Here is a 21,889-nt window from a genome sequence, read left to right on the forward strand (position 1 = left end):
GTAGCAGCCGGCGATCACAGTAGAATGGGCGACTTTGTGTCGCCGTCGGAGCTTTACGGCGCGGCTTTCCTTCTTCTCCGGATCGAGCATGTCCAGCACCGCCATTCCTGCCCGTCAGCGCGGCCTCAACCGCGCGGAAATCTGCGATCGCAATTTCATCGAGTTTGTCGAACAGTGGGGCGGCGTGCCGCATCCCGCGCCGGCGCCTGACGCGCCGGTCCTGCCGGGCAGCGGCTGCAGCGCGACAGACTTCATCGAGCTGTTCGAATCGCAACTGGTCAGCCGTCATCTGGACCTGATGGCGCGCGTGCTGCGGGTCAAGAACAAGGTGTTCTACACCATCGGCAGCTCCGGTCACGAAGGCAATGCGATGGTGGCGCGCCTCACCCGCCATACGGATCCGGCCTTCCTGCACTACCGCTCCGGTGGTTTCATGGCCGAGCGCTTCCGCAAGCTGCCGGATATGGATCCGGTGATGGATTCGGCCCTGAGCTTTGCCGCGAGCGCTGAGGATCCGGCCTCGGGCGGGCGCCACAAGGTCTGGGGCAGCAAGCCCTTGTGGGTCTTGCCGCAGACATCGACCATCGCCTCGCATCTGCCGAAGGCACTGGGCACCGCGGTCGCGATCGAACAGGCGCGCCGCATCGGCCACGAACTGCCGATTCCGGACGATTCGATCGCGATCTGCTCGTTTGGCGATGCCAGCTCCAACCACGCCACCGCACAGACGGCGTTCAATGCGGCCGCGTGGACGGCCTACCAGAAGCTGCCCGCGCCGGTGCTGTTCGTGTGCGAGGACAACGGCATCGGCATCTCGGTGAAAACCCCGTCCGGCTGGATCGCACGCAACTTCGCCCAGCGGCCGGACCTGGACTATTTCTACGCCGATGGCCTGGATCTGGCCTCCGGATATGCCGATGTGCAGCGCGCGGTCGAGCACTGCCGCCGCACGCGTCGGCCGACGTTCCTGCATCTGCGGACCACGCGCATCATGGGCCACGCCGGCACCGACTTCGAGATCGAATGGCGGCCGCTGGAGGAACTGGTGGCGGTCGAGGCCACCGATCCGCTGCTGCGTTCGGCCGCGATCGCGCTGCAGTCCGGCCTGTACACGAAGGAAACGCTGCTGGCCGCCTATGAAGCGATGCGGCAGCGCTGTTTCGCCGCGGCCGAGGAGGCCGATCGCCGCCCGAAGATCGAAACCCTGGAGCAGGTCATGGCGCCGCTGGCGCCGTACACCCCCGATGCCGTCCAGGCCGAAGCGCAGCGCGCCGATTATGCCGATGCCCGGATCAAGGCGTTCGGCGGTGAGGCCGCATTGCCGGAACACTCGCCGCCGCGGCATCTGGCGATCCAGATCAACCAGGCCCTGCACGAGCTGATGGCCAAGTATCCGGAAACGCTGCTGTTTGGCGAGGACGTTGCGCAGAAGGGCGGTGTCTACACCGTCACCAAGGGCCTGCACAAAACCTTCAAGGGCGCGCGCGTGTTCAACACGCTGCTGGACGAGACGATGATCCTCGGCCTGGCCCAGGGCTACGCCAACATGGGCATGCTGCCGCTGCCGGAAATCCAGTATCTGGCCTATTTCCACAACGCCTGCGACCAGATTCGTGGCGAAGCGGCGTCGCTCCAGTTCTTCAGCAACAACCAGTATCGCAACCCGATGCTGGTGCGCATCGCCGGGCTTGGCTATCAGCGCGGCTTTGGCGGGCATTTCCACAACGACAATTCGATTGCGGCGCTGCGCGACATTCCGGGCCTGGTGGTCGGTTGCCCCAGCCGTGGCGACGACGCGGCCACGATGCTGCGCACCTTGGCGGCGCTGGCCAAGGTCGACGGTCGCGTGGCGGTGTTCCTTGAGCCGATCGCGCTGTACATGACCAAGGATCTGCATGAAGCCGGTGATGGCGGCTGGCTGTTCTCCTATCCGGCGCCGGGCGAGGCGATGGTGCTGGGCGAGCCGCGTGTGTACGAGCCGCAGGCCAGCGATCTGCTGATCATTTCCTACGGCAATGGCGTTCCGATGGCGTTGCGGGCCGCGAAGGCGCTGGCCGAATCGCAAGGCGCCCGGGTGCGGGTGCTGGATCTGCGCTGGTTGCAGCCGCTCAATGCCGATGCCATCGCCGAACACGCGCGCGCCTGCGCCCGGGTGCTGATCGTGGATGAAGGCCGCCGCAGCGCATCGGTGGGCGAGGGCGTGTTCACCGCGCTGGTTGAGGCTGGCCTTGCTGATCGCCCGATCGCGCGCGTGGTTGGCGCCGATACGTACACGCCGCTCGCGGGTGCGGCCTTCCTGGTGCTGCCTTCCGATGCGCAGGTGCTGGATGCCGCCACGGAGCTGCTCGCCAAGCAGTAAGCCTGCGCCGTCGGGTGCCGCGAGCGCGCATTGTCCGGCTCGCGGCCCTGCGGCAACGGCTGCCGCTTCGTCATCGACGGATGGCCGTACAGCCGGTTGGGCCACAGCAAGCGTGGGCGCAGGGGTCCGCGCTAGAATGGGCACGTTTGCGAGGCGGTGATGGCGGCCGGGCAGCTTGGCTGGCGTCACCTTGTTGACCCGATGATGCCGCGTACATGACCCAGACCCAGCCCCTTGCGATCCTTTTCGCCGATGTCAGTGGCAGCACGCGCCTGTTTGAAGAGCGCGGCGATGTCGAGGCGCGTCGCATCATCGCCGGCATCATCGCGGCGATGAGCGAGATTGCGTGCGCCAACGGCGGCACGGTGATCAAGACCATCGGCGACGAGGTGATGTGTACCTTCCCGGCGGCGGTCGATGCGGTCAATGCCGCCTGCCAGATGCAGCGGCGCACCACGCAGGATCCGGAATTCACCCGTGACGGGCTCGGTATCCGCATCGGCATGCACCATGGCGATGCGCTGCTGGAAGACGGCGATGTCTATGGTGATGCGGTCAACACCGCCGCGCGCATGGCCTCGCTGGCCAAGCGCGACCAGATCGTCACCACGGCCAGCACCTTCCGCGGCGCGACCAGCGTGGGCGGCGTGCGCTCGCGCAGTCTTGGCCGTACGCGGGTCAGCGGCAAGCTGCTGCCGATCGAGATCGTGGATGTGATCTGGCAGGAGGACACCTCCAACATCACGCTGGTGCAGAGCGTGATCCGCATGGATGACGGCAGCGACCGGGCGCATACGCTGACACTGCGTTTCCGCGGCCGGGTGATCGAACTTTCACCGAACTCGCCGCCGTTCACGATGGGCCGCGATGCGACCAATGCGCTGGTGGTGGATGCCGAGTGGGTCAGCCGCAACCACGCGGCCATCGAGTTCAAGAACGGCTGCTACATGCTGGCCGATCGCAGCACCAATGCCACTTATGTGCAGTTCGAAGGAGACGAAGAACTGCGCTTGCATCGTGACGAAGTCCATCTGCGCCGCACCGGTGCGGTGAGCCTGGGCCAGCCGATCCAGACCGGCCCGGCCGATGTGCTGTATTTCCAGTGCGGCTGAGCATGCGCGCCAGCACGAGTGGTTCGGGGCCGGCCATGGGCCTGTCGCGATTGCTCGTGCTTGTGGCATTGCTGATGGCCTTCGGCAACGCGCTGGCCGATGTCGCGCGCGGCCGGGTGTTTGTTGACACCAACGGCAATGGCCGCCGCGATGCCGGTGAAGCCGGCGTGGCCGGCGTAAAGCTGTCCAATGGCCGCGATATCGTGCGCACCGATGTGGATGGGCGTTACCGCATCGAGCTGCGCGAAGGCGACACGCTGTTCCTGATCAAGCCTCCCGGGCACGATGTGCCGATGCGCGCCGATGGGCTGCCGGACGTCTGGCGTCACCATTTCCCCAAGGGATCGGCCGCGCTGCGCTATGGCGGCATCGCGCGCAGTTCGGCGCGGCGCAGCGACTTTGCGTTGTTGCCGCCCACGCATCAGGCGGATGCGGAACCGCGCCTGCTGGTGTTCGCCGATCCACAGGTGCGCAGCCTGGAGGAAGTCGAGTATTACCGCCGCAGCATCGTGGAGCCGGCGCGGCGGCACGAAGGCATCGTGTTGGGGCTGACCCTGGGCGATGTGGTCAACGACACGCTGGACCTGTATCCGGCGCTGAATCGTGTCACCACCAGTCTGGGCATTCCCTGGCTGCATGCGCCGGGCAACCATGACATCGATTTCGATATGCCGGACGACGCCGGTTCGTTGATCAACTTCCGCCGCACCTTCGGCCCGGATACCGTCGCGTGGGAACTGCCCGGCCACGCCTTCATCGTGCTGGACGACGTGATCTGGCAGCCGCACACCTCGCCCCGCTATATCGGCGGCCTGCGAGAGGATCAGTTCACCTTCCTGGAAAACTATCTGGCGACGCTGGCCGACGACACGCGCGTGGTGATGGCGCTGCATATTCCGCTGTTCGACGACCCCGGAGAAACCTTCCGCCATGCCGACCGGGCGCGCCTGTTCGAACTGCTGCGGCGTTTTCCGCGGCCGCTGATCCTGAGTGGCCACACCCACGCGCAGCAGCACTATTTCCATGGGCCCGAGAACGGCTGGCACGGCGCCGAACCGCTGCATGAATACAACGTCGGCGCCACATGCGGAGGCTACTGGAGCGGTTTGCCCGATGCCGAAGGCCTGCCCGATGCACGCATGGAGGACGGCACGCCGAACGGTTATGCGGTGGTGCAGCTGGGCGAAAACGATATCCGCACGCGTTACCACGCCTCGCGCGGACGGGACGAGCTGCGCATCGGCCTGACCTCGCCCGGAGTGTTGCGTCGTGGTGCCTATCCGGCCTATTCGCTTTATGCGAATGTCTACGGCGCCGAGCCGGATGCGCGGGTCGAATATCGCATCGGGGACGGCCCGTGGCAGCCGATGACGCGGGTTCAGGACCCGGATCCGGCACTGGTGGCGCTGAATCTGGACGATATGCGTGCAGCCGGTCTGCGTTCCTTCGATCGCGCCGTGATGGCGCGTCCCACGCAGCATCTGTGGAGTGCCCGCCTGCCGACGGACCTGGATGCGGGTGAACACGAAATCCAGGTGCGCGCACACAGCCGCTTCGAGGGCGTGATCCACGCGACCAGCTCCTATCGGCTCGACGAGTGGGAGCCTTGATGCGCTGGGCCACGCTGGATGGCGCCGCGCCGCGCATCATCGCGCACCGCGGCGCCAGCGGGGTGTTGCCCGAGCACACGCTGGAGGCATACGCCAAGGCACTGGAGCAGGGCGCGGATGTGGTCGAGCCGGATCTGGTGGTGTCCGGTGATGGGCAGTTGATCGCACGGCACGACCGCAATCTGGCGCGCAGCACCGATGTTGCCGCACGCCCGCAATTCGCCTCGTTGCGTCGCGACGGGGACTGGTGGATCGAGGATCTGGAGCTGGCCGACATCGCCCAGTTGCGTGCGGTGCAGCCGTTTCCATCCCGCGATCATCAACATGACGGCAAATTCCGCATTCCAACCTTTGCCGCGGTGCTGCTGTGGGCCGAATCGGTGGCGCGCGCGCGTGGCGAGCCGGTGACCTTGTATCCGGAATTGAAATTGCCGGCGTTTTTCGAAGCGCATGGCAAGGACCCGTGCGGGCGCTTCCTGTCGCTGGTGCGACAGCGCAATCCACTGCGGGTGCGGCTGTGGCTGCAATGTTTCGAACTGGAACCGTTGCTGCGCCTGCGTGACACCGCCGAGGTGCCGGTGTTCCTGTTGCTGGACCGCGGCGCGCCGTGGCGCCGGCTGATTGCGGCGCACGCCGGGCAAGTCGATGGTTTCGGAGTCCACAAGAGCCTGCTGCAGGACGTGGACGGCAGCAGCAGTGGACTGGTCGACATGGCGCACGAGCGGGGCTTGCAGGTGCATGCCTTCACCTATCGCGATGACGACCCGGCGCCCGGATTCATCTCGCTGGCCGAGGAGCTGGATGTCGCCTTCGCGATGGGCGTGGATGGCCTGTTCTGCGATTTTCCCGATATCGCGGTGGCCTTGCGCGAGCGCTTTGCGCTGCATGGCGGGTGCCACCGGGGATAGCCCCGGTCCTGGCGTGGATGGCCCGTGCGGAACACGACCAGTGACTTCCGGGCCAGCCACGGATCGGAAAGCCGGTGTTAATCTCCGGGCATGCTTTCGATTTCCCCGCGCTTTCTGCCCGGCCTGCGCACCGGCGTCCTGCTTTCCTCCCTGTTTGCCATCGCACTGCTGAGCGGCTGCTCCGGCGGCACGGCGGCGTCCGGCGATGATGCGGCCACATCGGCGCAGCAGCGCTGGAATTTGCCCGAGCTGCGCTTCACCGAAGACGGCCTGCCGCATCCGGACATCCTGGCCGAACGCCAGGTCCTGCACCGCGGCAACGGCTCGCAGCCGCAGGGGTTGGACCCGCATCTGACCGAAGGCGTGCCCGATGCCAACGTGCAGCGCGATCTGTTTGAAGGGCTGGTCAGCGCCGGCCCGGATGTCGCGCTGGAGCCGGGTGTGGCAGAACGCTGGGAGATCAGCGAGGACGGCACCCGCTACGTTTTCCATCTGCGCCACGATGCCAAATGGTCGAATGGCGAGCCGATGACGTCAGCCGATTGGGTCTACAGCTTCCGCCGCGTGCTGGATCCGCAGACCGGTTCCAAGTACGCGATGATCCTGTCGCCAATCGTCAACGCACGCCAGGTCATGGGCGGAGAACTGCCGCCCGAGCAGATCGGCGTCACCGCGCTGGACGATTACACGCTGGAAATCCGGCTCAACGCGCCGGCGCCGTATTTCCTCGAACTGCTGACCCACAACAGCGCCTATCCGGTGCATCGTGCCTCGGTTGAGCGCCACGGCGACACGCACGCCCGCGCCGGCAACCTGGTCAGCAATGGCGCCTACCGGCTCGAGGAGCTGGTGATGCAGTCGCACATCAGGCTGGTGCGGAATCCGCACTACTACGACAACCACCGAACCATCATCGACGAGGTGTATTTCTACCCGATCGAGGATCAGGCCGCCGAGCTCAAGCGTTACCGCGCCAACGAGCTGGACATGACCTACGAGGTGCCGAACGCGCAGTTCGACTGGATCTCGGCCAACCTCGGCGACGAACTGACGGTGTCGACCTATTTCGGCACCTACTACTTCGGCTTCAACACCTCGCGCGCGCCGTTCGATGACATCCGCGTGCGCCAGGCGTTGGCGCTGACGATTGACCGGGACATCATCACCGACAAGCTGACCCGCTTCGGCGAGGTGCCGGCCTACAGCTTCACCCCGCCCGGCGTGCCCGGTTTCGATTACGCGTCGGTGCAGCCGGAGTGGGCCGATTGGAGCCAGCAGCAGCGCAACGAGCGCGCACGCGAACTGCTGGCGCAGGCCGGCTTCGATGAGGCCAACCCGCTGGCGCTGGAGATCCGCTACAACACGCACCAGAACCACAAGAAGATCGCGCTGGGCATCGCCGCGATGTGGAAACAGGCATTGGGCGTGCGCGCCACGCTGATCAACGAGGAATTTCGCGTGTTCCTGGCCAACCGCCGCCAGCGTTCGCTGACACAGGTGGTGCGTATCGGCTGGATCGGCGACTACCTGGACCCGACCAATTTCCTTGATCTGTACCACTCGCAGAACGCGCAGAACGACGTGGCCTACGAGGAGCCGCGCTACGACGCGCTGCTGGCACAGGCCGCGGTCACCGCCGATCCGGCGCAGCGCATGCGTGTATTGGAAGAAGCCGAACGCACCCTGCTGGGCGATTACCCGATCGCGCCGATCTACACCTACGTCAGCAAGCGCGTGGTCAAGCCCTATGTGCGTGGCTGGCAACCCAACGCCAGCGACCACCATCGCAGTCGCCATATGTACATCCTGAAACACTGAGGAACGCCGCCATGCTCGCCCGTTATCTGCTGCAACGGCTGCTCGCCGCGATCCCGACGCTGTTCATCCTGCTGACCCTGGCCTTCTTCATGATCCGGCTCGCGCCAGGTGGGCCGTTCGATGGCGACAAGGCCTTGCCGCCGGAGATCCAGGCCAATCTGGACGCCAAGTACCATCTCGACGAACCGCTCGGCAAACAGTACCTGCGCTATCTGGGGATGATCGTGCGCGGCGATCTGGGGCCGAGTTTCCAGTACCGCGAGTACAGCGTCACCGAGCTGATCGCGCAGGGCTTTCCGGTATCGCTGAAGCTGGGTTTCAGCGCGCTGGCGGTGGCGCTGCTGTTCGGTGTGGCGATCGGCTCGATCGCGGCCTGGCGACAGAACACGCGCACCGATTACCTGCTGATGGGCGCGGCCATGACCGGCATCGCGATCCCCAATTTCGTGCTGGCGCCGCTGCTGGTGCTGGGCGTGGCGATCACGCTGGGCTGGCTGCCGGCCGGCGGCTGGAACGACGGTGCCTGGCGCAACATGATTCTGCCGGTGACCGCGTTGGCGCTGCCGTACATGGCCTATGTGGCGCGCCTGACGCGCGGCTCGATGGTCGAAACCCTGGGCTCGGACTACATCCGCACCGCGCGCGCCAAGGGCCTGCCGGAGTGGCAGGTGCTGATCAAGCACGCGCTGAAGCCGGCGATCCTGCCGGTGGTGTCGTATCTGGGACCGGCCGCGGCCGCGATCATCACCGGCTCGGTCGTGATCGAACAGATCTTCGGCCTGCCGGGCATGGGCCGCTATTTCGTGCAGGGCGCGTTGAACCGTGATTACACGCTGGTGATGGGCGTGGTGGTGTTCATCGGCGTGCTGATCGTGGTGTTCAACCTGATCGTCGATCTGCTGTATGCGCTGATCGATCCGAGGATCCGTTACTGATGGCCGCTTCAACTCCTGCCGTGCCCGAGAGCCCGGCCTTCGACAGTGCCGGCGCGGCCAGTGGCCGCAGCCTGTGGCAACTGGCCTGGCGCCGGCTGCGGCGCAACCGTGCGGCGGTGGCTGCGGCGATCGTGCTGGGTGTGATCGTGCTGCTGGTGTGTTTCGGGCCGCTGCTGTCGGCCTACGATTTCGATACCCCGCACTGGGATCTGATCTCGGTGCCGCCGGACTGGCGCAGCGGGCACTGGTTCGGCACCGATGCGATCGGTCGGGATCTTTTCGTGCGCACCCTGTATGGCGGGCGCATGAGCCTGATGGTGGGCCTGGTGGCGACCGCCGTGGCGCTGCTGATCGGCATCGCCTGGGGCGCGGTGGCCGGCTACATGGGCGGGCGCGTGGACAGCGTGATGATGCGCATCGTCGACATCCTCTACGCGCTGCCTTTCATGTTCCTGGTGATCCTGCTGATGGTGGTGTTCGGGCGCAACATCCTGCTGATCTTCGTGGCGATTGGCAGCTATATCTGGCTCGATATGGCGCGCATCGTGCGCGGCCAGACGCTGAGCCTGAAGCGCAAGGAATTCATCGAGGCGGCGCAGGCGCTGGGCGTGTCCACGCCGCGCATCCTGCTGCGCCACATCGTGCCGAACCTGCTCGGCATCGTGGTGGTGTACGTGACGCTGACGGTGCCCAAGGTGATCCTGGTGGAAAGCTTCCTGAGCTTCCTCGGCCTCGGTGTGCAGGAGCCGTATACCTCGTGGGGCGCGCTGGTGAACGAGGGCGCGCAGGATATGGAATATGCACCGTGGACGTTGGTGTTCCCGGCGGTGTTCCTGGCTGCGACGCTGTTCTGCCTGAACTTCCTCGGCGATGGCCTGCGCGACGCGCTTGATCCGAAGGACCGCCGATGAGCGCCGCCGACAGCCCGCTGCTGCGGGTGGAAAACCTCTGCATCGATTTCCGTACCGAAGACGGCACCGTGCGCGCCGTCGATGATCTGAGCTTCGAGATTCCGCGTGGCGGCACGCTCGGGCTGGTGGGTGAATCCGGTTCCGGCAAGAGCGTCACCGCGCTGTCGCTGATGCGCCTGCTGCCGGAGCCGCCGGCGCATATCCGGGGTGGCCGCATCCTGTTTGATGGGCAGGATCTGCTCGGGCTGTCGCCGGCTGCGATGCAGGCGATCCGTGGCAAGCGCATCGGCATGATCTTCCAGGAGCCGATGACCAGTCTGAACCCGGTCTACCGCGTCGGTGAACAGATCGCCGAGGTGCTGCGCCGGCACGAGGGTCTGAATCGGCCTGCTGCACGCGAGCGTGCGATCGAACTGCTCGATCAGGTCGGCATTCCCGATCCGAAGCGGCGCGTGGATGCCTATCCGCATGAACTGTCCGGCGGGCAGAAACAGCGCGTGATGATCGCCCAGGCGATGGCCTGCGAACCGCAGTTGCTGATCGCCGACGAGCCCACCACCGCGCTGGATGTCACCGTACAGCGCCAGGTGCTGGAGCTGATGCGTGATCTGCAGCAGCGCCACGGCATGAGCCTGCTGTTCATCACCCACGATCTTGGCGTGATGGCCGAAGTGGCCGATCAGGTGGTGGTGATGTATCGCAGCCGCAAGGTGGAGGAGGGCGCGACCCGCGAGCTGTTCCATCATGGCCAGCATCCGTATACCCGTGGCCTGGTCGCGTGCCGGCCTTCGCTGACCACCAATCCGCGCCGGCTGCTGACGGTGGCCGATTTCGTCGATGCCGATGGCTGCCAGGTCGAACCCGATGCTGCCCGCCTGCAACCGCAGGTCAAGCGCAGCACGGCGGAACTGGCGCAGGCGCGGGTGCAGCTTTCAGTGCAGGATCTGGTGGTGCGCTATCCGCTGCGCAGCGGCCTGTTCGGCGGTGTCAAACAATGGCTGTCGGCGGTGGATGGCGTCAGCTTCGATATCCGTCGTGGCCAGACCTACGGCCTGGTCGGTGAATCAGGTTGCGGCAAGACCACGCTCGGGCGCGCGCTGCTGCGGCTGGTGGAGCCGGCGGCCGGGCGCGTCGTGTTCGACGGGCAGGATGTCGCCACGGCCACGTCGCAGACCCTGCGTGCGTTGCGGCGGCGGATGCAGATCGTGTTCCAGGATCCGTATGCCTCGCTTGATCCGCGCATGACCGTGGCCGATATCCTGATCGAGCCGCTGCGCGAGCACGATATCGGTGCCGGGCGCAGCGAATGGATGGATCGGGCGCGTGATCTGCTGCGAAAAGTCGGGCTGGAAGCCGCTCATCTGAGTCGCTATCCGCACGAGTTTTCCGGCGGCCAGCGCCAGCGCATCGGCATCGCACGCGCGTTGGCGGTGCAGCCGGAATTCATCGTCTGCGATGAATCGGTTTCAGCGCTGGACGTGTCGGTGCAGGCGCAGATCCTGAACCTGCTGCTGGATCTGCAAGACGAGTTCGGCCTGACCTACCTGTTCATCTCGCACGACCTGGGCGTGGTGCGCTTCATGGCCGATGAGCTGGGCGTGATGAATCGCGGAAAATTGGTTGAAACCGGCCCGTCCGAAGCCGTGTTCAGCGATCCTCAGCAGGACTACACCCGCACCTTGCTGGCGGCGATTCCGCGCGGGTTCTGACCAGCCCGCTTCCTTGCCCGAATACACGCGCAAACCGTTGCCTGGGCTCAGTCGAAGGCAGCGGTGAGGGTGCAGCGCGTTGCACGCATGTGATCAGCCGGTTTGGAATACATCCGGCGTGCCGCTGGTGTTGTAGCTGAAGCCCGGGAACACCTGCGGGATTTGCGCTGGTGGCAGGCCCATGCGGTCGACCAGTGCTTCGGAAATGATCTGGCGGAAATCGGTGGTGACGGCCACGTCCTGGCTTTCGTACAGGCTGTTGTCGTCAAGTCCGGGGAACGTGCCGTGCAGCTGGCCACCGCTTACGCGATTGCCCAGCGCCATCATGATGTTGCCGTAGCCGTGGTCGGTGCCGGCCGAGGCGTTGGGCAGGAAACGCCGCCCGAATTCGCTCTGCACGATCACCGTGACCTTGTGCATCAGGTTCAGGCCGCCACCGATGGAGTGGGCGTTGAGATCGGTATAGAACGCATCCAGCCCGTGCCCGAGTTCTTCCACGAGGTTGCCGAACCAGTCGTAGTGGCCGGCGACGCCGGGATTGGGCATGCCCTGGCCTTCGTGCGTGTCCCAGAAGCCGTGATCGATGGCGGCGGCGATCAGGCCGGTCTTGATCGGGGATTTGAGCATCTGCGCCAGATTTCGCAGTTGCGTGCCGAAGCTGCCGCTCGGGTAGACGGCGCCGCCACCCGGGGTGTAGCCATTGGCGCTGAAATCGTGTTCGCGCATCACTTCCAGTGCGTCAGCGGCATCGCGCCCGGCACGTTCCAGCGACGAGTTGCCACTCCACAGCGGGTAGATCTGGGTATCCGCACCGCGCTGGTTCCAGTTCCACTGGAAGCCATCGACACGGAACTGTTCAGCGCTGTTGAAACCCACTGCCTGATCCAGCCCGATCAGACTGGTCTGCATATTGCTGCCGAAACCGAAGGCCGGCGCGATCAGCGGAGCAGGCAGGCCGGGAGTGCCGCTGATGGCGGAAAGATAGCGCGCCAGCCAGCCGCTGCCACCGCCGGTGATGCCGGGCGTGCCCAGTTCCATCATCGCCTGGGCCTCGAAATGGCTGCGGTTGGGCGTGGGCATGCCGGTGGCATGCACGACCGCCAGCCGGTTGGCGTTGTAGAGCTTTTGCAGCCACTTGGGCGTGGTGCCGATGCCGTCGCCGGTGCCGCCGCCAGCACGTGGGTGCCAGCCCCAGTTGCTGCCGGTACCGCTGGCAGAGACGCGCCGCAGCCGCTCCACTGGAATGGCCAGACTGCCACGGGTGTTGACGTAAGGAATGCGATCCGGCCCGGCATAGGGCGTCAGCAGATGCAGGCCGTCGATGGCACCGCGCAGAAACACGTAGACCAGCACATCGCCGCTGGCGGCGCTCTTGCCGCCGGCAAGCGCGAGCGGATCGAAGAAGACCATCGTGCTGCCGCTGCCGGCGGCCATGGCGGCGGCGCAGCAGCCTTTCAGGAAATCGCGGCGGTTGCCTTGCATGGGTGGGACTCCGGCAGGTTCAGCGGTGGTAGAACTCGGGGCACATCATCAGCAGCGACACCGTGGTGCGCAGTCGTCCCAGGGTGTAGTACTTGTCCGGGTTCTGCTCATTGGCCCACTCGTTGTTCCAGGTCAGTTGCGTGGTTGCGGCGGCTGCCGTATTGGCCTTCTGGCCGAGGAAGCGCACCAGTTGATCACGCCGTTCCTGCACGAGGGCGTAGCCGTAGATCCGGCCGATCCAGAAATCCACGACCGCCCCGGCGGTGGACTGCGGTGGGCCGGGGAATGCGGCGCGGGTGACCTGTTCGATGCGTTGGAAATAGGCGGTGGGTGAGTTCGCATCGCTGCCTGGCGTGCGCATCTCGGTCAGGCGCGCAAGTGTCCGCCAGGTCTGCGCGAGCGGGCTGACTGCCTGCCATTTGCTTGCGCGGTCGGGATAGCCGTCGGGCGTGGGCCAGAGGAACGGGCCATGGCCGCTCTGGTGCAGGCGCGTGGTGAGATCGGCGTAATCGTTCCACGCGACTCCCGCTGGTTGCCGCACCCGTGGCGTCAGTTCCGCCGAGGTGGCGCGCAACGATTGCATCAGCGCCTCCCACGGGCGCTTGACCTTGTCGCCCCAGCTTTCCTTGAAGGCGGCCGAGGTCAGGATGTGGCGCAGCACCTGGGCGATCTGGTCTGGCGCGTCCCAGCGCGACTGCCACAACGCCGCTGCCGAATCGATCAGGCTTTGCGGTGGTTCGTCCCCGATGAAACGCACGCACAGCTTGCGGCAGATGTTGCGGGCGGTGCCCAGGTGCTGGGAAAGCTGGTCGAACACGCGGTGGCCATCGGCCAGTGCCGGACGGTTGGCGACCATGTAGCGGCCGAGGAAATACTTGCCGGCACGGTCGTGCCATGGCGCGTGGTAGAGGAACTCGCCGGTGTCGTATTCGGGCGAGTTCGGGAATTCCCAGTGATCGTCGCGCATCGTCCAGCCGGTCAGCGCGCGGGCGGCCTCGTAGACATCGTTGTCGCAGTAGCCGAGCGGGATATTGTTCCCGTCCAGCGGCACTTCTTCCGGATCGTTCGTGGGGTAGTAGTGCGCAGCGCCCAGAGTGTGCAGTTCGCACAGTTCGCGCGCGAAGTTCTCGTTGAAACCGGCCCCACGGCTGGACTTGTTGTCCAGATACACCAGCATCGCCGGGGCCTTGGCGACTTCTTCCAGCAGGGCACGGAAGTTGCCGAGCGCATGGAAGCGGTTGCTGCTGTTCTTGCCGCGCATCACGTCGCGGTCGTAGTGCATGAACACCGGTGCGATGCTGAATTCCCAGCCCTGCACATTGAAGTGGTTGTGCCAGAAATCCACCATCACTTCGTACAACTGGCGTTTGCTGTAGACCGCCCGGATCAGCTTGATGCAGGCGGCTTCGTCGCAGGGGTAGTAGCGCTGCGGCCAGCCCTGGGAATCGCCACGCACGTACTTGGCCCACATCTGCGACAGCGACATCGTGTAGGTGGCGTAGTTGCCGGCCGAAATGCGGTTGTTGCAGTCGGTGTCGCTGATCGAGTCGGGATTGAGCTGTGCGGTCAGCCATGCGTTCAGCCGCGTATCGTCATTGCTGCCCAGCGCGTTGAAAGCGGCCACCTCGTCGGGGCGCGGGCCGTAGCCGCATTTGGTCAGCACGCGCACCGCGAACGGTGGCAGTTGCACGGGAGGTTCGGGTGGGGTGGGCGACTCGAAGCTGTCGCTGAACAGGGCCTCGCTGCCGGTCTTGGGGGAGGGCGTGATCGCGTCCATCGGCGGTATCCGATCCGGGTGGCTGGAAGTTGTCACACTGCGCAACAAATTGTTACACAGTGTGACAATAGCTGCCGGGGTTTTGCCGTGTCGTGCGTCAGGTCACGGTTGTGCCGCGCGGATGGCTCAGCGCCGTGCGGGATGCCTCAGCCGCCGGCTTCGTTGCGCAGCAGCACCACGGTGATGTTGTCCGAGCCGCCGCCATCCAGTGCCGCCAGCACCAGTTGGTCCACGCACTCCTGTGCGGAAAGGCCGGTCTTGGCCAGGACGCCCGCGATGGTGGCGTCGTCCACTTCTTCGGTCAGGCCATCGCTGCACAGTAACAGCTGCATGCCGGGTTTGAGCTCGCCACGGATCACTTCCACGTTCAGCGATTGCGGGTCGGTGACGCCCAGCGCCTGGGTGATGACGTTGCGGTGCGGATGGCTGCGCGCCTGTTCCGGCGTGATCGCGCCCTGGTCGATCAGTTCCTGCACATAGGAGTGGTCCTGCGAAAGCTGGCGCAGGTGGCCGTCCCACAGGTAGATGCGGCTGTCGCCGACCCACGCGATTTCGAACTGCATGCCGTTGAAACGCGCGGCAACCACGGTGGTGCCCATCGGCAGGGCTTCGGCGCGACGGCGCGACTGGCGGATGATTTCCTGATCGGCGGCGCGGATGGCTTCGGGCAGTCCGTGGCCTTCGCGTACATGGTTGACGATGGTGTCGCGCGCCAGCGCGCTGGCCACTTCGCCGAACTCGTGCCCGCCCATGCCGTCGGCGACCAGCCACAGGCCCAGTTGCGAGTCGCCGTAGTAGGTGTCTTCGTTGTGTTCGCGCCGCAGACCGACGTGAGTGAGGTGGCCGAATTCGATCATCGGTTGCTGTGTTTCCGGACCTGCGATTTCAACGCAGGACGCTGGTTGTGGTCGGCACCCGCCCGACCAGCGCCGGACGGCCCCTGGCGGAACCTTCGGGCATCATGCCGTGGGGCCGGAAAGCGGCGCAAGTGGAAGAACGTACGCGCGGGAACGGTGTATTGTGCCGTGCTTGCAATGAAGCCCACTTGTACGGGCGTGTCAGTAGCCGTATCATTCGCGGCCCTTCCTGCTGCTGCCGGGTGGGAAATCGGAGAGGTGGCAGAGTGGTCGAATGTACCTGACTCGAAATCAGGCGTACGTGCAAGCGTACCGAGGGTTCGAATCCCTCCCTCTCCGCCAGATACATCAAAAAGCCGCTGATCCCAGCGGCTTTTTTGTTGCCCGGCTGATTCCTGCCCGCCGTTGTACCCGCCACGCTGTTTGCGATCCATTCGGTCAGCCATCAATCCATCCCACAACACGCGTGCGTGGAGTGGGAAGTTCTGGCAGGCTGGCGGGCCCTTTTGAGTGTGGTTGGCCGGCATGTCCGAAATTCTCGTTCCTGTCTCGTTCGGCGAGTTGCTGGACAAGATCGCAATCCTGCAGATCAAGTCCGAGCGCATGACCGATGCCACCAAGCTGGCCAATGTGCGGCATGAGTTGGCGGCGCTGGAGCGCACCTGGATGGCGCATCCGGCTTCCGGGCGCGAGGTGGCGCAGTTGCGGGCGCGGTTGAAGGCGGTCAACGAGCGCCTGTGGGAGATCGAGGACGATATCCGTGATGCCGATGCCGGCGGCGTGTTCGATCAGGGCTTCATCGAGCTGGCGCGCTCGGTCTATCTGAACAACGACGAGCGCGCGCGGATCAAGCGCGAGCTGAATCTGGCGCTGGGTTCGGCTTTCGTCGAGGAAAAGTCGTACTGATCGCGGTGTGCGCGGCGCTTGTGCCGATGCCGGGTTCCGGGTCGTGCTGGGCCGTGTCAAGTTCTGGTGCTGCTCAGCCCGGGCGGCGCAGTTCGGCGGTGCAGCGGTCGATGCAGTCGGTGACTTCGTCCACGCCGATCAGGTCCATGACGCCGGGAAACTCGACCCGCTTGCCCCAGCGCAGCGCGCTCGCCGGCTTCTTCAGGAACTGGCGTGCGGCCGCGTCGTAATGGTTGACGGTGAAGCGCAGGTCCGAGTGCGGGCCGCTGCGCTGTGCGTCGGTGCAGGCGTACAGCCCGACGACCTTGGTGCCCAGCGCGTTGGCGATGTGCACCGGGCCCGAATCCGGGCCGAGCAGGATGTCGGCGCGTTCCAGCAGGGCCATCAGCTGCTTCAAGGTGTCGCGCCCGACCAGATCCAGCGCCGGTTCCTTCATTGCGGCAAGAATCGCGTCGGCGGTCTGGCGTTCCAGTTCGCTGCGCCCGCCGCAGATCACGATGCGGTAGCCATGCTGGCGTGCGGCATGGTCGGCGGCAGCGGCATAGCGCTGCGCCGACCAGTTTCGCAGCGGATGGCTGGAGCAGGGTGAGAGAATCAGGGTGGGCGTGTCGCCGGGTAGTTGCCCGGCGGCCCATTCGCGCGCGGCTTCGGGAATCGGCAGGCGCCATTCGACCCGGGTCTGTTCCAGCCCCAGCGGTAGGGCGAAGCGCCCGAGCACATCCAGCACATGGCTGCCGCCGGCGGGAATGCGGCGGTTGATGACGAGGCTGTGGCCTTCCTTGCTGCGTGCGCGGTCGTAGCCGATTTTCAGCGGGGCGTCGATGCCGAAGGCCAGCAGGTTGGCGCGTGCCGCCAGTTGCATCTGCAACAGGGCATCGAACGGGCGGCCAGCCATGCGCTGCCAGAGTTCGCGCATGCCGCGCCAGCCGGATTTCTTGTCGTAGACGATGAATTCGACGCCCTCAAGTCCGTCCAGCAGCATGCGCTCGCCCCTGCCGATGATCCAGCTGATGCGGGTTTGCGGCCAGTGGCGCTGCACGGTGCGCACCAGCGGCACCACGTGCGTGGCATCGCCCAGGGCGGAAAGGCGCAGCAGGGCGATGTGTTCGGGCGGGTCGATCAGGCTCAAGTTGTTACACTCTTTGGCGGGGTGGCATGGAGTGGGTGATGTCCGGCATCGGGCCGAAGGAACTGGATATCCGGCGTTCTGCATTCGCGCAGGGCGGGATTCTGTTTGACGCCAACAGCCTGCCACAAGCCGTGCCGGCGATGCTCGAACCGGATCACTGGCCCGGTGCGGTGCCGCTGGATGGGCGTGGCGGTCGTGGCGTGCCGTGGCTGGTGCGCGGCGATTTCGGTGAGGCGGTGCTGCGCCATTACCGCCGTGGCGGCTTGGTCGGGCGGGTGATTTCCGATCATTACCTCTACAGCGGGCAGGCGCGGGTACGCAGCCTGCGCGAGTTCGAACTGTTGGCGCAGTTGTGGCGCAAGGGTCTGCCGGTGCCGCGTCCGCTGCTGGCCGGTTGGCAGCGCGACGGGCTGCACTATCGCGCCGACCTGATGACACTGCGCGTACCGTGCGCGCGCACCTTGGCCGAGCTTCTGGCGGCGGATGCGTCGACACCTTGGACGGACATCGGGCGGACGATTGCGCGTTTCCATCAGGCCGGTGTCTTTCATGCCGATCTGAATGCGCACAATGTCATGATCGATGCCGATGACAAGGTCTGGCTGATTGATTTTGATCGCGGTCGGCTGCGGGTGCCGTCGCAGGACTGGCAGCGCGCCAATCTGCGCCGGCTGCGGCGTTCGCTGGACAAGCTTGGAGGCGTCGCGGCGGGCGACTGGCAGGCGCTGGAAGCGGCCTATCTGGAAAGCATCGCCGGGCATGTGCGGGAGCAGTCGGCGTGAGTGCCTGGAATCTGCACTTCCTCGGCGTGGGCAATGCCAGTGCGGTGGAACTGGGTTCGGCCAGTGCGGTGCTGGAGCGTGACGGGGAGCCGTTGCTGCTGATCGATTGCGGGCAGGAGGCGTTGACCGCTTACCTTGAACGCTACGGGCAGGCGCCGCGTGCGCTGTTCCTGACGCATACGCATCTGGACCATGTGGCCGGCATGGAGCGGCTGTTCGTGCAGCTGTATTTCGATCCGGCACGGCGTGGCGATTGCCGGATGTATGTGCCGGCGCCGCTGGTGCCATGGGTGCAGCGGCGTGTGGCCGATTACCCTGGCGTGCTGGCCGAAGGCGGGGTCAATTACTGGGATGCGTTTCGGCTGATTCCGCATTCACGCGGCTTTTGGCACGAGGGCTGCTGGTTTCAGGTGTTCCCGGTGCGGCATCACGCGCCCGATACCGCGTTCGGCCTCGCGCTGCCGGGCAGCTTTGTCTACACCGGCGATACCAGGCCGATTCCCGAGCGCCTGCTGGCTTTGGACGCCGATGTGCCGATCGCGCACGACTGCGGGCTGGTCGGCAATCCTTCGCACAGCGGCATTGATGATCTGGAACGCGAATACCCGCCGGAACTGCTGGGCCGCCTGCATCTTTACCATTACGGCTCGGCTGCCGATGGCCAGGCCTTGCAGGCGCGCGGCTATCGCGTGCTGTTGCCGGGCAGCAATCTGCCGCTGGCGCCGCCGCGTGTGGCGGAGGATGTGGCTGGCGGCTGATGGCCAGGTGACGTCGCGCCGGGCGGCGCCAAGGTTCGTTGCGGAAAAGAAAACCCCGCACCCGGACAGGCCGGATGCGGGGCAGGTGGTGCAGCAGGTCGATCAGCGCAGTGCGTCGTCAGCTCCGAATCGCAGCGCGCGGGCGCGGGTTTCCAGCAGGCCGAGACGGGCCTGATCGTTGAGGCTCAGATCGCGCAGTTCATACGGTGCCGCCAGGCCGGATTTGGCCGCCAGATCGCCGAAATCCAGCGTGATGCCTTCGCCTTTGCCCGGCTCCAGCCAGCGTGCCGAATGCGCGATCGCGAACGGCTGCATGCTGCCGCCCTTCGCCGTGCCGTACAGCACGCCACGCAACTCGTAGCGGCCGGCTGCGCCCACTTCCAGCGGCAGCGTCAACGCGACACGCCCGGATTTGGCCTGCACCGAAACGGCTTCGCCGCTCAGGCGCGCGGTCGGGCGCGAGACCGAGAAACTGGTCTTGGCATCGCGCGGAATCGCACCGTTCTTGCTGTTGGAAACGGCAAAGGTATGCACTTCCCACAGCGCCATGCCGCTGCCCGCATCGGCCGGCAACTGCACCGTGGCCTGATACTCGCCGCCCTTGGCCGGGGTGAAGTCGATCGGGATGCTGTGGCCCTGCGGCGAGGTCAGTACGCCGCCGATGCTGCTTGGGCGCGAGGCCCGGCTGCCGTCGTTCCATTGGGTTTTCAGCGTGATGGTGTCACCGGCCAGGGCACGGTCGCGGTCGGCTGCGAGCGTCAGCGACACCGGACTGTCCGGTTCGTAGACATGCAGCAGGTAGTCGCCGGCGGCGTTCTTGGCCATCAGCTGCAGCTGGCCTTCACCGGCGTCGGCTGCAAGACGGAACACCAGCGAGCCCTCACCGAAATCCACTCCGGCGGCCTTCATCTGAGCCGCATCCACCGCGATGCTGATGTCGCGCATGGCATCGAGCTTCCTGCCGTCGATGCGCAGGTCCAGATCGGACAATTGCAAGGCGGTACGCTTGGCGTTGTCGGCCGGGCTCAGGCGCAGCAGCGCGCCGGGTGCGGTGGTCTGGAAGCGGTAGCCCTTCTGCAATTGCTTGGCATCCAGCGTGGTCCAGAACTCGCGGCTGTCGGCGACGTAGGGCGTTTCGCGCGAGAGCGGCTGGGAGGGATCCAGCGCCCAGGCGAAATCCACCGGGGCACGTTCGATATCGGCGGCCAGCGCGGACTTTTCCATCGTCACGCGGCTGGCGACCAGATCGCCTTCGCTGGCGGGCAGCAGCTGTATGTGGGGTTCCGCCGCGAGCAGGGCGGGGCTGAAAAGAATGCCGCTGAGCGCGACGAAAATGAGGTTTTTCATGGTCGGCTCCGGGCTCACAGGTCGTTGCGAAGGATCACGTCGAGGTTGAAGCATTTCTTCCGGCTCTGGTTGTGGCTGAGCGGTTCCTTCCCGGCGGTGCGCTGGGTGTCGTAGAACCACACGTAACCGGCGCCGGCCTGGCTGCTGCAATTGAGGAAACCGTCGGAACAGCTGTTGAGCCAGGCCTGGGTGATTTCCAGCCCGAGGTTGAGGTGGTAGCCGCCGCAGTAGCTGTCCGAATCCCAGATCGCGGTTTCAACGTCCTGCCCGACCACGGCCCAGAAGCCGCGCGGCAGCGAAGGACGCCCGGCGGTGCCGTACAGGTTGTTGGCGTTGTAGTGCGCCATCCAGCTCTGCTGTTGCATGCGCACCGCATCGTTCTTGTAGCCCAGCAGCCAGCCCAGCGCCGATTCGAACACGGTGCCGGCCATCACCGCATCCGCCAGCGGCGTGCCGCGCGAGGACGGTGCCAGCGCGTTGACCCAGCGGATCTTGTTGATGATGTTCGGATAGCGGCTGTCGTAGGTCGGATTGCTCATGATCCAGCGCATCACGTTGCCACCGTTGGAGTGGGTGATGACCACCAGGTCGGTGATGCCGCGTGAATTGATGAAGCTGGTGAGCTGCCCCGCTGCGCAACCGGCGGCGCGCGAATCCCACATGTACTGCTCGAAATCGCAATTGATGACGGTGTAGTTGGCCTGGTTGGGCAGGCCCTGCCGCACCGAGTTGATGAAATCGGCTCCCCAATAGTCGGCCGTCGCGTTGGTGTGCTTGCTGGTGCCATGCACGAAGGCCACGCCGGTATTGGCGAGCGCAAGCATGGGCGCAAATGCCAGCACACAGCCGGCAAGGTATTTCAACATCGTCGTATCTCCCCGTTGGAACGGCCCGGCGCGCATGCCTCCGGCATGACACGGGACCTTGGCTATCCGGCGACCCCTGTCTCCCTTCGCCGGCGTATGGTCGAGGATACGCGGGTTGCATGGCCGGATGCATGGCGCAATGCGGCAAACGTCGGCCTTGCCCAGCGCGGCATCATTTCAGCGATGCAGACAGCAAAGAGCAGACCGCGCCAGGCAGGTGCCGACGATCACGTCAGGAATCCATGGGGGAGAAGGGTGGCAGCCCCGCCAGCTTGCCTCGGCACCCGAGTCGACCAATACCGTTGCTGCCTTCCGGCCCTGGCGGGGTTTTCGGTCTATCGTCGCGAGGGGCCGGCGGGGCCGCCATGGACTGCTGCCCGTTGCGGGCATCTGCATTGTGCTGGTTGGGGCCGGCGAAGTTCACGCGGCTCAAGGTCTATCCAGCACTTTCAAACTTGGCGGAGAGAGGGGGATTCGAACCCCCGAAGCGCGGTTTAGACGCTTACACACTTTCCAGGCGTGCTCCTTCAACCACTCGGACACCTCTCCGCTGGAACCCGCGTCGCCGGCCGCAGCCGGAAACGAGGCCGGCCATGATAACCAGATGCCGGGATGCCGACAAG

At 65.6% G+C, this 21,889-nt stretch carries 17 protein-coding genes, 2 tRNA genes and 1 other RNA gene; 12 read left to right on the top strand and 8 right to left on the bottom strand.

The window, feature by feature from the left end; genetic code table 11:
• Positions 1–88 precede the first annotated feature (88 nt).
• The 8 genes from WDB66_RS03310 (at position 89) to WDB66_RS03345 (ending at position 11,362) form a co-directional block, all read left to right on the top strand.
• Positions 89–2,359: a thiamine pyrophosphate-dependent enzyme gene (locus tag WDB66_RS03310; RefSeq protein WP_339397119.1), complete on the top strand. Its 2,271-nt coding sequence runs from the start codon at positions 89–91 to the stop codon at positions 2,357–2,359.
• Positions 2,360–2,574: 215 nt separating this feature from the next.
• The gene (locus WDB66_RS03315; protein ID WP_339397120.1) at positions 2,575–3,471 is read left to right on the top strand and encodes an adenylate/guanylate cyclase domain-containing protein; all 897 of its coding nucleotides are present in this window, start codon (positions 2,575–2,577) and stop codon (positions 3,469–3,471) included.
• A 35-nt stretch (positions 3,472–3,506) separates the two neighbouring features.
• Positions 3,507–5,081 (top strand): calcineurin-like phosphoesterase C-terminal domain-containing protein, encoded by a 1,575-nt coding sequence (locus WDB66_RS03320; RefSeq protein ID WP_339397121.1) that lies wholly within the window; start codon positions 3,507–3,509, stop codon positions 5,079–5,081.
• Positions 5,081–5,989, top strand: a complete 909-nt coding sequence (locus WDB66_RS03325) for a glycerophosphodiester phosphodiesterase family protein (RefSeq protein ID WP_339397122.1) — start codon at positions 5,081–5,083, stop codon at positions 5,987–5,989. Before WDB66_RS03320 ends, WDB66_RS03325 begins: the two co-directional genes overlap by 1 nt.
• Positions 5,990–6,079: 90 nt before the next feature.
• A complete protein-coding gene (locus WDB66_RS03330; protein WP_339397123.1) occupies positions 6,080–7,807 on the top strand; it encodes a peptide ABC transporter substrate-binding protein in 1,728 nt (575 codons plus the stop codon).
• Positions 7,808–7,818: 11 nt separating this feature from the next.
• Entirely contained in the window at positions 7,819–8,742 is a 924-nt protein-coding gene (oppB, locus tag WDB66_RS03335; protein ID WP_339397124.1) for an oligopeptide ABC transporter permease OppB, read from the top strand.
• Complete coding sequence (locus tag WDB66_RS03340) at positions 8,742–9,653, top strand: ABC transporter permease subunit (RefSeq protein WP_339397125.1); 912 nt, start codon at positions 8,742–8,744, stop codon at positions 9,651–9,653. Before oppB ends, WDB66_RS03340 begins: the two co-directional genes overlap by 1 nt.
• On the top strand, positions 9,650–11,362 hold the full coding sequence (locus WDB66_RS03345) for an ABC transporter ATP-binding protein (RefSeq protein ID WP_339397126.1): 1,713 nt from the start codon (positions 9,650–9,652) through the stop codon (positions 11,360–11,362). Before WDB66_RS03340 ends, WDB66_RS03345 begins: the two co-directional genes overlap by 4 nt.
• A gap of 93 nt (positions 11,363–11,455) precedes the next feature.
• Here the strand turns inward: WDB66_RS03345 and WDB66_RS03350 are convergent, their stop codons facing one another.
• From WDB66_RS03350 to WDB66_RS03360, 3 genes are all read right to left on the bottom strand, one after another.
• Positions 11,456–12,844, bottom strand: a complete 1,389-nt coding sequence (locus WDB66_RS03350) for a DUF1501 domain-containing protein (protein ID WP_339397127.1) — start codon at positions 12,842–12,844, stop codon at positions 11,456–11,458.
• A gap of 19 nt (positions 12,845–12,863) precedes the next feature.
• Positions 12,864–14,621, bottom strand: coding sequence for a DUF1800 domain-containing protein (locus WDB66_RS03355; RefSeq protein WP_339397128.1), 1,758 nt, complete (start codon positions 14,619–14,621; stop codon positions 12,864–12,866).
• A 146-nt stretch (positions 14,622–14,767) separates the two neighbouring features.
• The gene (locus WDB66_RS03360) at positions 14,768–15,478 is read right to left on the bottom strand and encodes a PP2C family protein-serine/threonine phosphatase (RefSeq protein ID WP_339397129.1); all 711 of its coding nucleotides are present in this window, start codon (positions 15,476–15,478) and stop codon (positions 14,768–14,770) included.
• A 252-nt stretch (positions 15,479–15,730) separates the two neighbouring features.
• Between WDB66_RS03360 and WDB66_RS03365 the strand changes: the two genes are divergently transcribed.
• Both WDB66_RS03365 and WDB66_RS03370 read left to right on the top strand, forming a co-directional pair.
• Positions 15,731–15,820 (top strand) — tRNA-Ser (locus WDB66_RS03365).
• 183 nt (positions 15,821–16,003) lie between these two features.
• Positions 16,004–16,384, top strand: coding sequence for a DUF6165 family protein (locus tag WDB66_RS03370; protein WP_339397130.1), 381 nt, complete (start codon positions 16,004–16,006; stop codon positions 16,382–16,384).
• 73 nt (positions 16,385–16,457) lie between these two features.
• Here WDB66_RS03370 and WDB66_RS03375 read toward each other — a convergent pair whose 3' ends face one another.
• A complete protein-coding gene (locus WDB66_RS03375; protein WP_489670812.1) occupies positions 16,458–17,504 on the bottom strand; it encodes a glycosyltransferase family 9 protein in 1,047 nt (348 codons plus the stop codon).
• A 47-nt stretch (positions 17,505–17,551) separates the two neighbouring features.
• Between WDB66_RS03375 and WDB66_RS03380 the strand changes: the two genes are divergently transcribed.
• Together WDB66_RS03380 and WDB66_RS03385 are read left to right on the top strand one after the other, a co-directional pair.
• Positions 17,552–18,295, top strand: coding sequence for a 3-deoxy-D-manno-octulosonic acid kinase (locus tag WDB66_RS03380; RefSeq protein ID WP_339397132.1), 744 nt, complete (start codon positions 17,552–17,554; stop codon positions 18,293–18,295).
• Complete coding sequence (locus WDB66_RS03385; protein WP_339397133.1) at positions 18,292–19,053, top strand: MBL fold metallo-hydrolase; 762 nt, start codon at positions 18,292–18,294, stop codon at positions 19,051–19,053. Before WDB66_RS03380 ends, WDB66_RS03385 begins: the two co-directional genes overlap by 4 nt.
• Positions 19,054–19,155: 102 nt before the next feature.
• Here the strand turns inward: WDB66_RS03385 and WDB66_RS03390 are convergent, their stop codons facing one another.
• From WDB66_RS03390 to WDB66_RS03405, 4 genes are all read right to left on the bottom strand, one after another.
• A complete protein-coding gene (locus WDB66_RS03390) occupies positions 19,156–20,400 on the bottom strand; it encodes a DUF4785 domain-containing protein (RefSeq protein WP_339397134.1) in 1,245 nt (414 codons plus the stop codon).
• 14 nt (positions 20,401–20,414) lie between these two features.
• Positions 20,415–21,224: a hypothetical protein gene (locus WDB66_RS03395; protein WP_339397135.1), complete on the bottom strand. Its 810-nt coding sequence runs from the start codon at positions 21,222–21,224 to the stop codon at positions 20,415–20,417.
• A 303-nt stretch (positions 21,225–21,527) separates the two neighbouring features.
• Positions 21,528–21,624, bottom strand: an RNA gene (gene ffs / locus WDB66_RS03400) — signal recognition particle sRNA small type.
• A gap of 98 nt (positions 21,625–21,722) precedes the next feature.
• Positions 21,723–21,815 (bottom strand) — tRNA-Ser (locus WDB66_RS03405).
• Between the last annotated feature and the right edge of the window lie 74 nt (positions 21,816–21,889).

Origin of the sequence: Denitratimonas organivorans (assembly GCF_037478135.1) — a bacterium.
Lineage (GTDB): Bacteria > Pseudomonadota > Gammaproteobacteria > Xanthomonadales > Xanthomonadaceae > Denitratimonas.

Coding starts and splice junctions, on each gene's coding strand:
- WDB66_RS03310 (WP_339397119.1), top strand. CDS start 89: ATGTCCAGCACCGCCATTCCTGCCCGTCAGCGCGGCCTCAACCGCGCG.
- WDB66_RS03315 (WP_339397120.1), top strand. CDS start 2,575: ATGACCCAGACCCAGCCCCTTGCGATCCTTTTCGCCGATGTCAGTGGC.
- WDB66_RS03320 (WP_339397121.1), top strand. CDS start 3,507: ATGGGCCTGTCGCGATTGCTCGTGCTTGTGGCATTGCTGATGGCCTTC.
- WDB66_RS03325 (WP_339397122.1), top strand. CDS start 5,081: ATGCGCTGGGCCACGCTGGATGGCGCCGCGCCGCGCATCATCGCGCAC.
- WDB66_RS03330 (WP_339397123.1), top strand. CDS start 6,080: ATGCTTTCGATTTCCCCGCGCTTTCTGCCCGGCCTGCGCACCGGCGTC.
- oppB (WP_339397124.1), top strand. CDS start 7,819: ATGCTCGCCCGTTATCTGCTGCAACGGCTGCTCGCCGCGATCCCGACG.
- WDB66_RS03340 (WP_339397125.1), top strand. CDS start 8,742: ATGGCCGCTTCAACTCCTGCCGTGCCCGAGAGCCCGGCCTTCGACAGT.
- WDB66_RS03345 (WP_339397126.1), top strand. CDS start 9,650: ATGAGCGCCGCCGACAGCCCGCTGCTGCGGGTGGAAAACCTCTGCATC.
- WDB66_RS03350 (WP_339397127.1), bottom strand. CDS start 12,844: ATGCAAGGCAACCGCCGCGATTTCCTGAAAGGCTGCTGCGCCGCCGCC.
- WDB66_RS03355 (WP_339397128.1), bottom strand. CDS start 14,621: ATGGACGCGATCACGCCCTCCCCCAAGACCGGCAGCGAGGCCCTGTTC.
- WDB66_RS03360 (WP_339397129.1), bottom strand. CDS start 15,478: ATGATCGAATTCGGCCACCTCACTCACGTCGGTCTGCGGCGCGAACAC.
- WDB66_RS03370 (WP_339397130.1), top strand. CDS start 16,004: ATGTCCGAAATTCTCGTTCCTGTCTCGTTCGGCGAGTTGCTGGACAAG.
- WDB66_RS03380 (WP_339397132.1), top strand. CDS start 17,552: ATGTCCGGCATCGGGCCGAAGGAACTGGATATCCGGCGTTCTGCATTC.
- WDB66_RS03390 (WP_339397134.1), bottom strand. CDS start 20,400: ATGAAAAACCTCATTTTCGTCGCGCTCAGCGGCATTCTTTTCAGCCCC.
- WDB66_RS03395 (WP_339397135.1), bottom strand. CDS start 21,224: ATGCTTGCGCTCGCCAATACCGGCGTGGCCTTCGTGCATGGCACCAGC.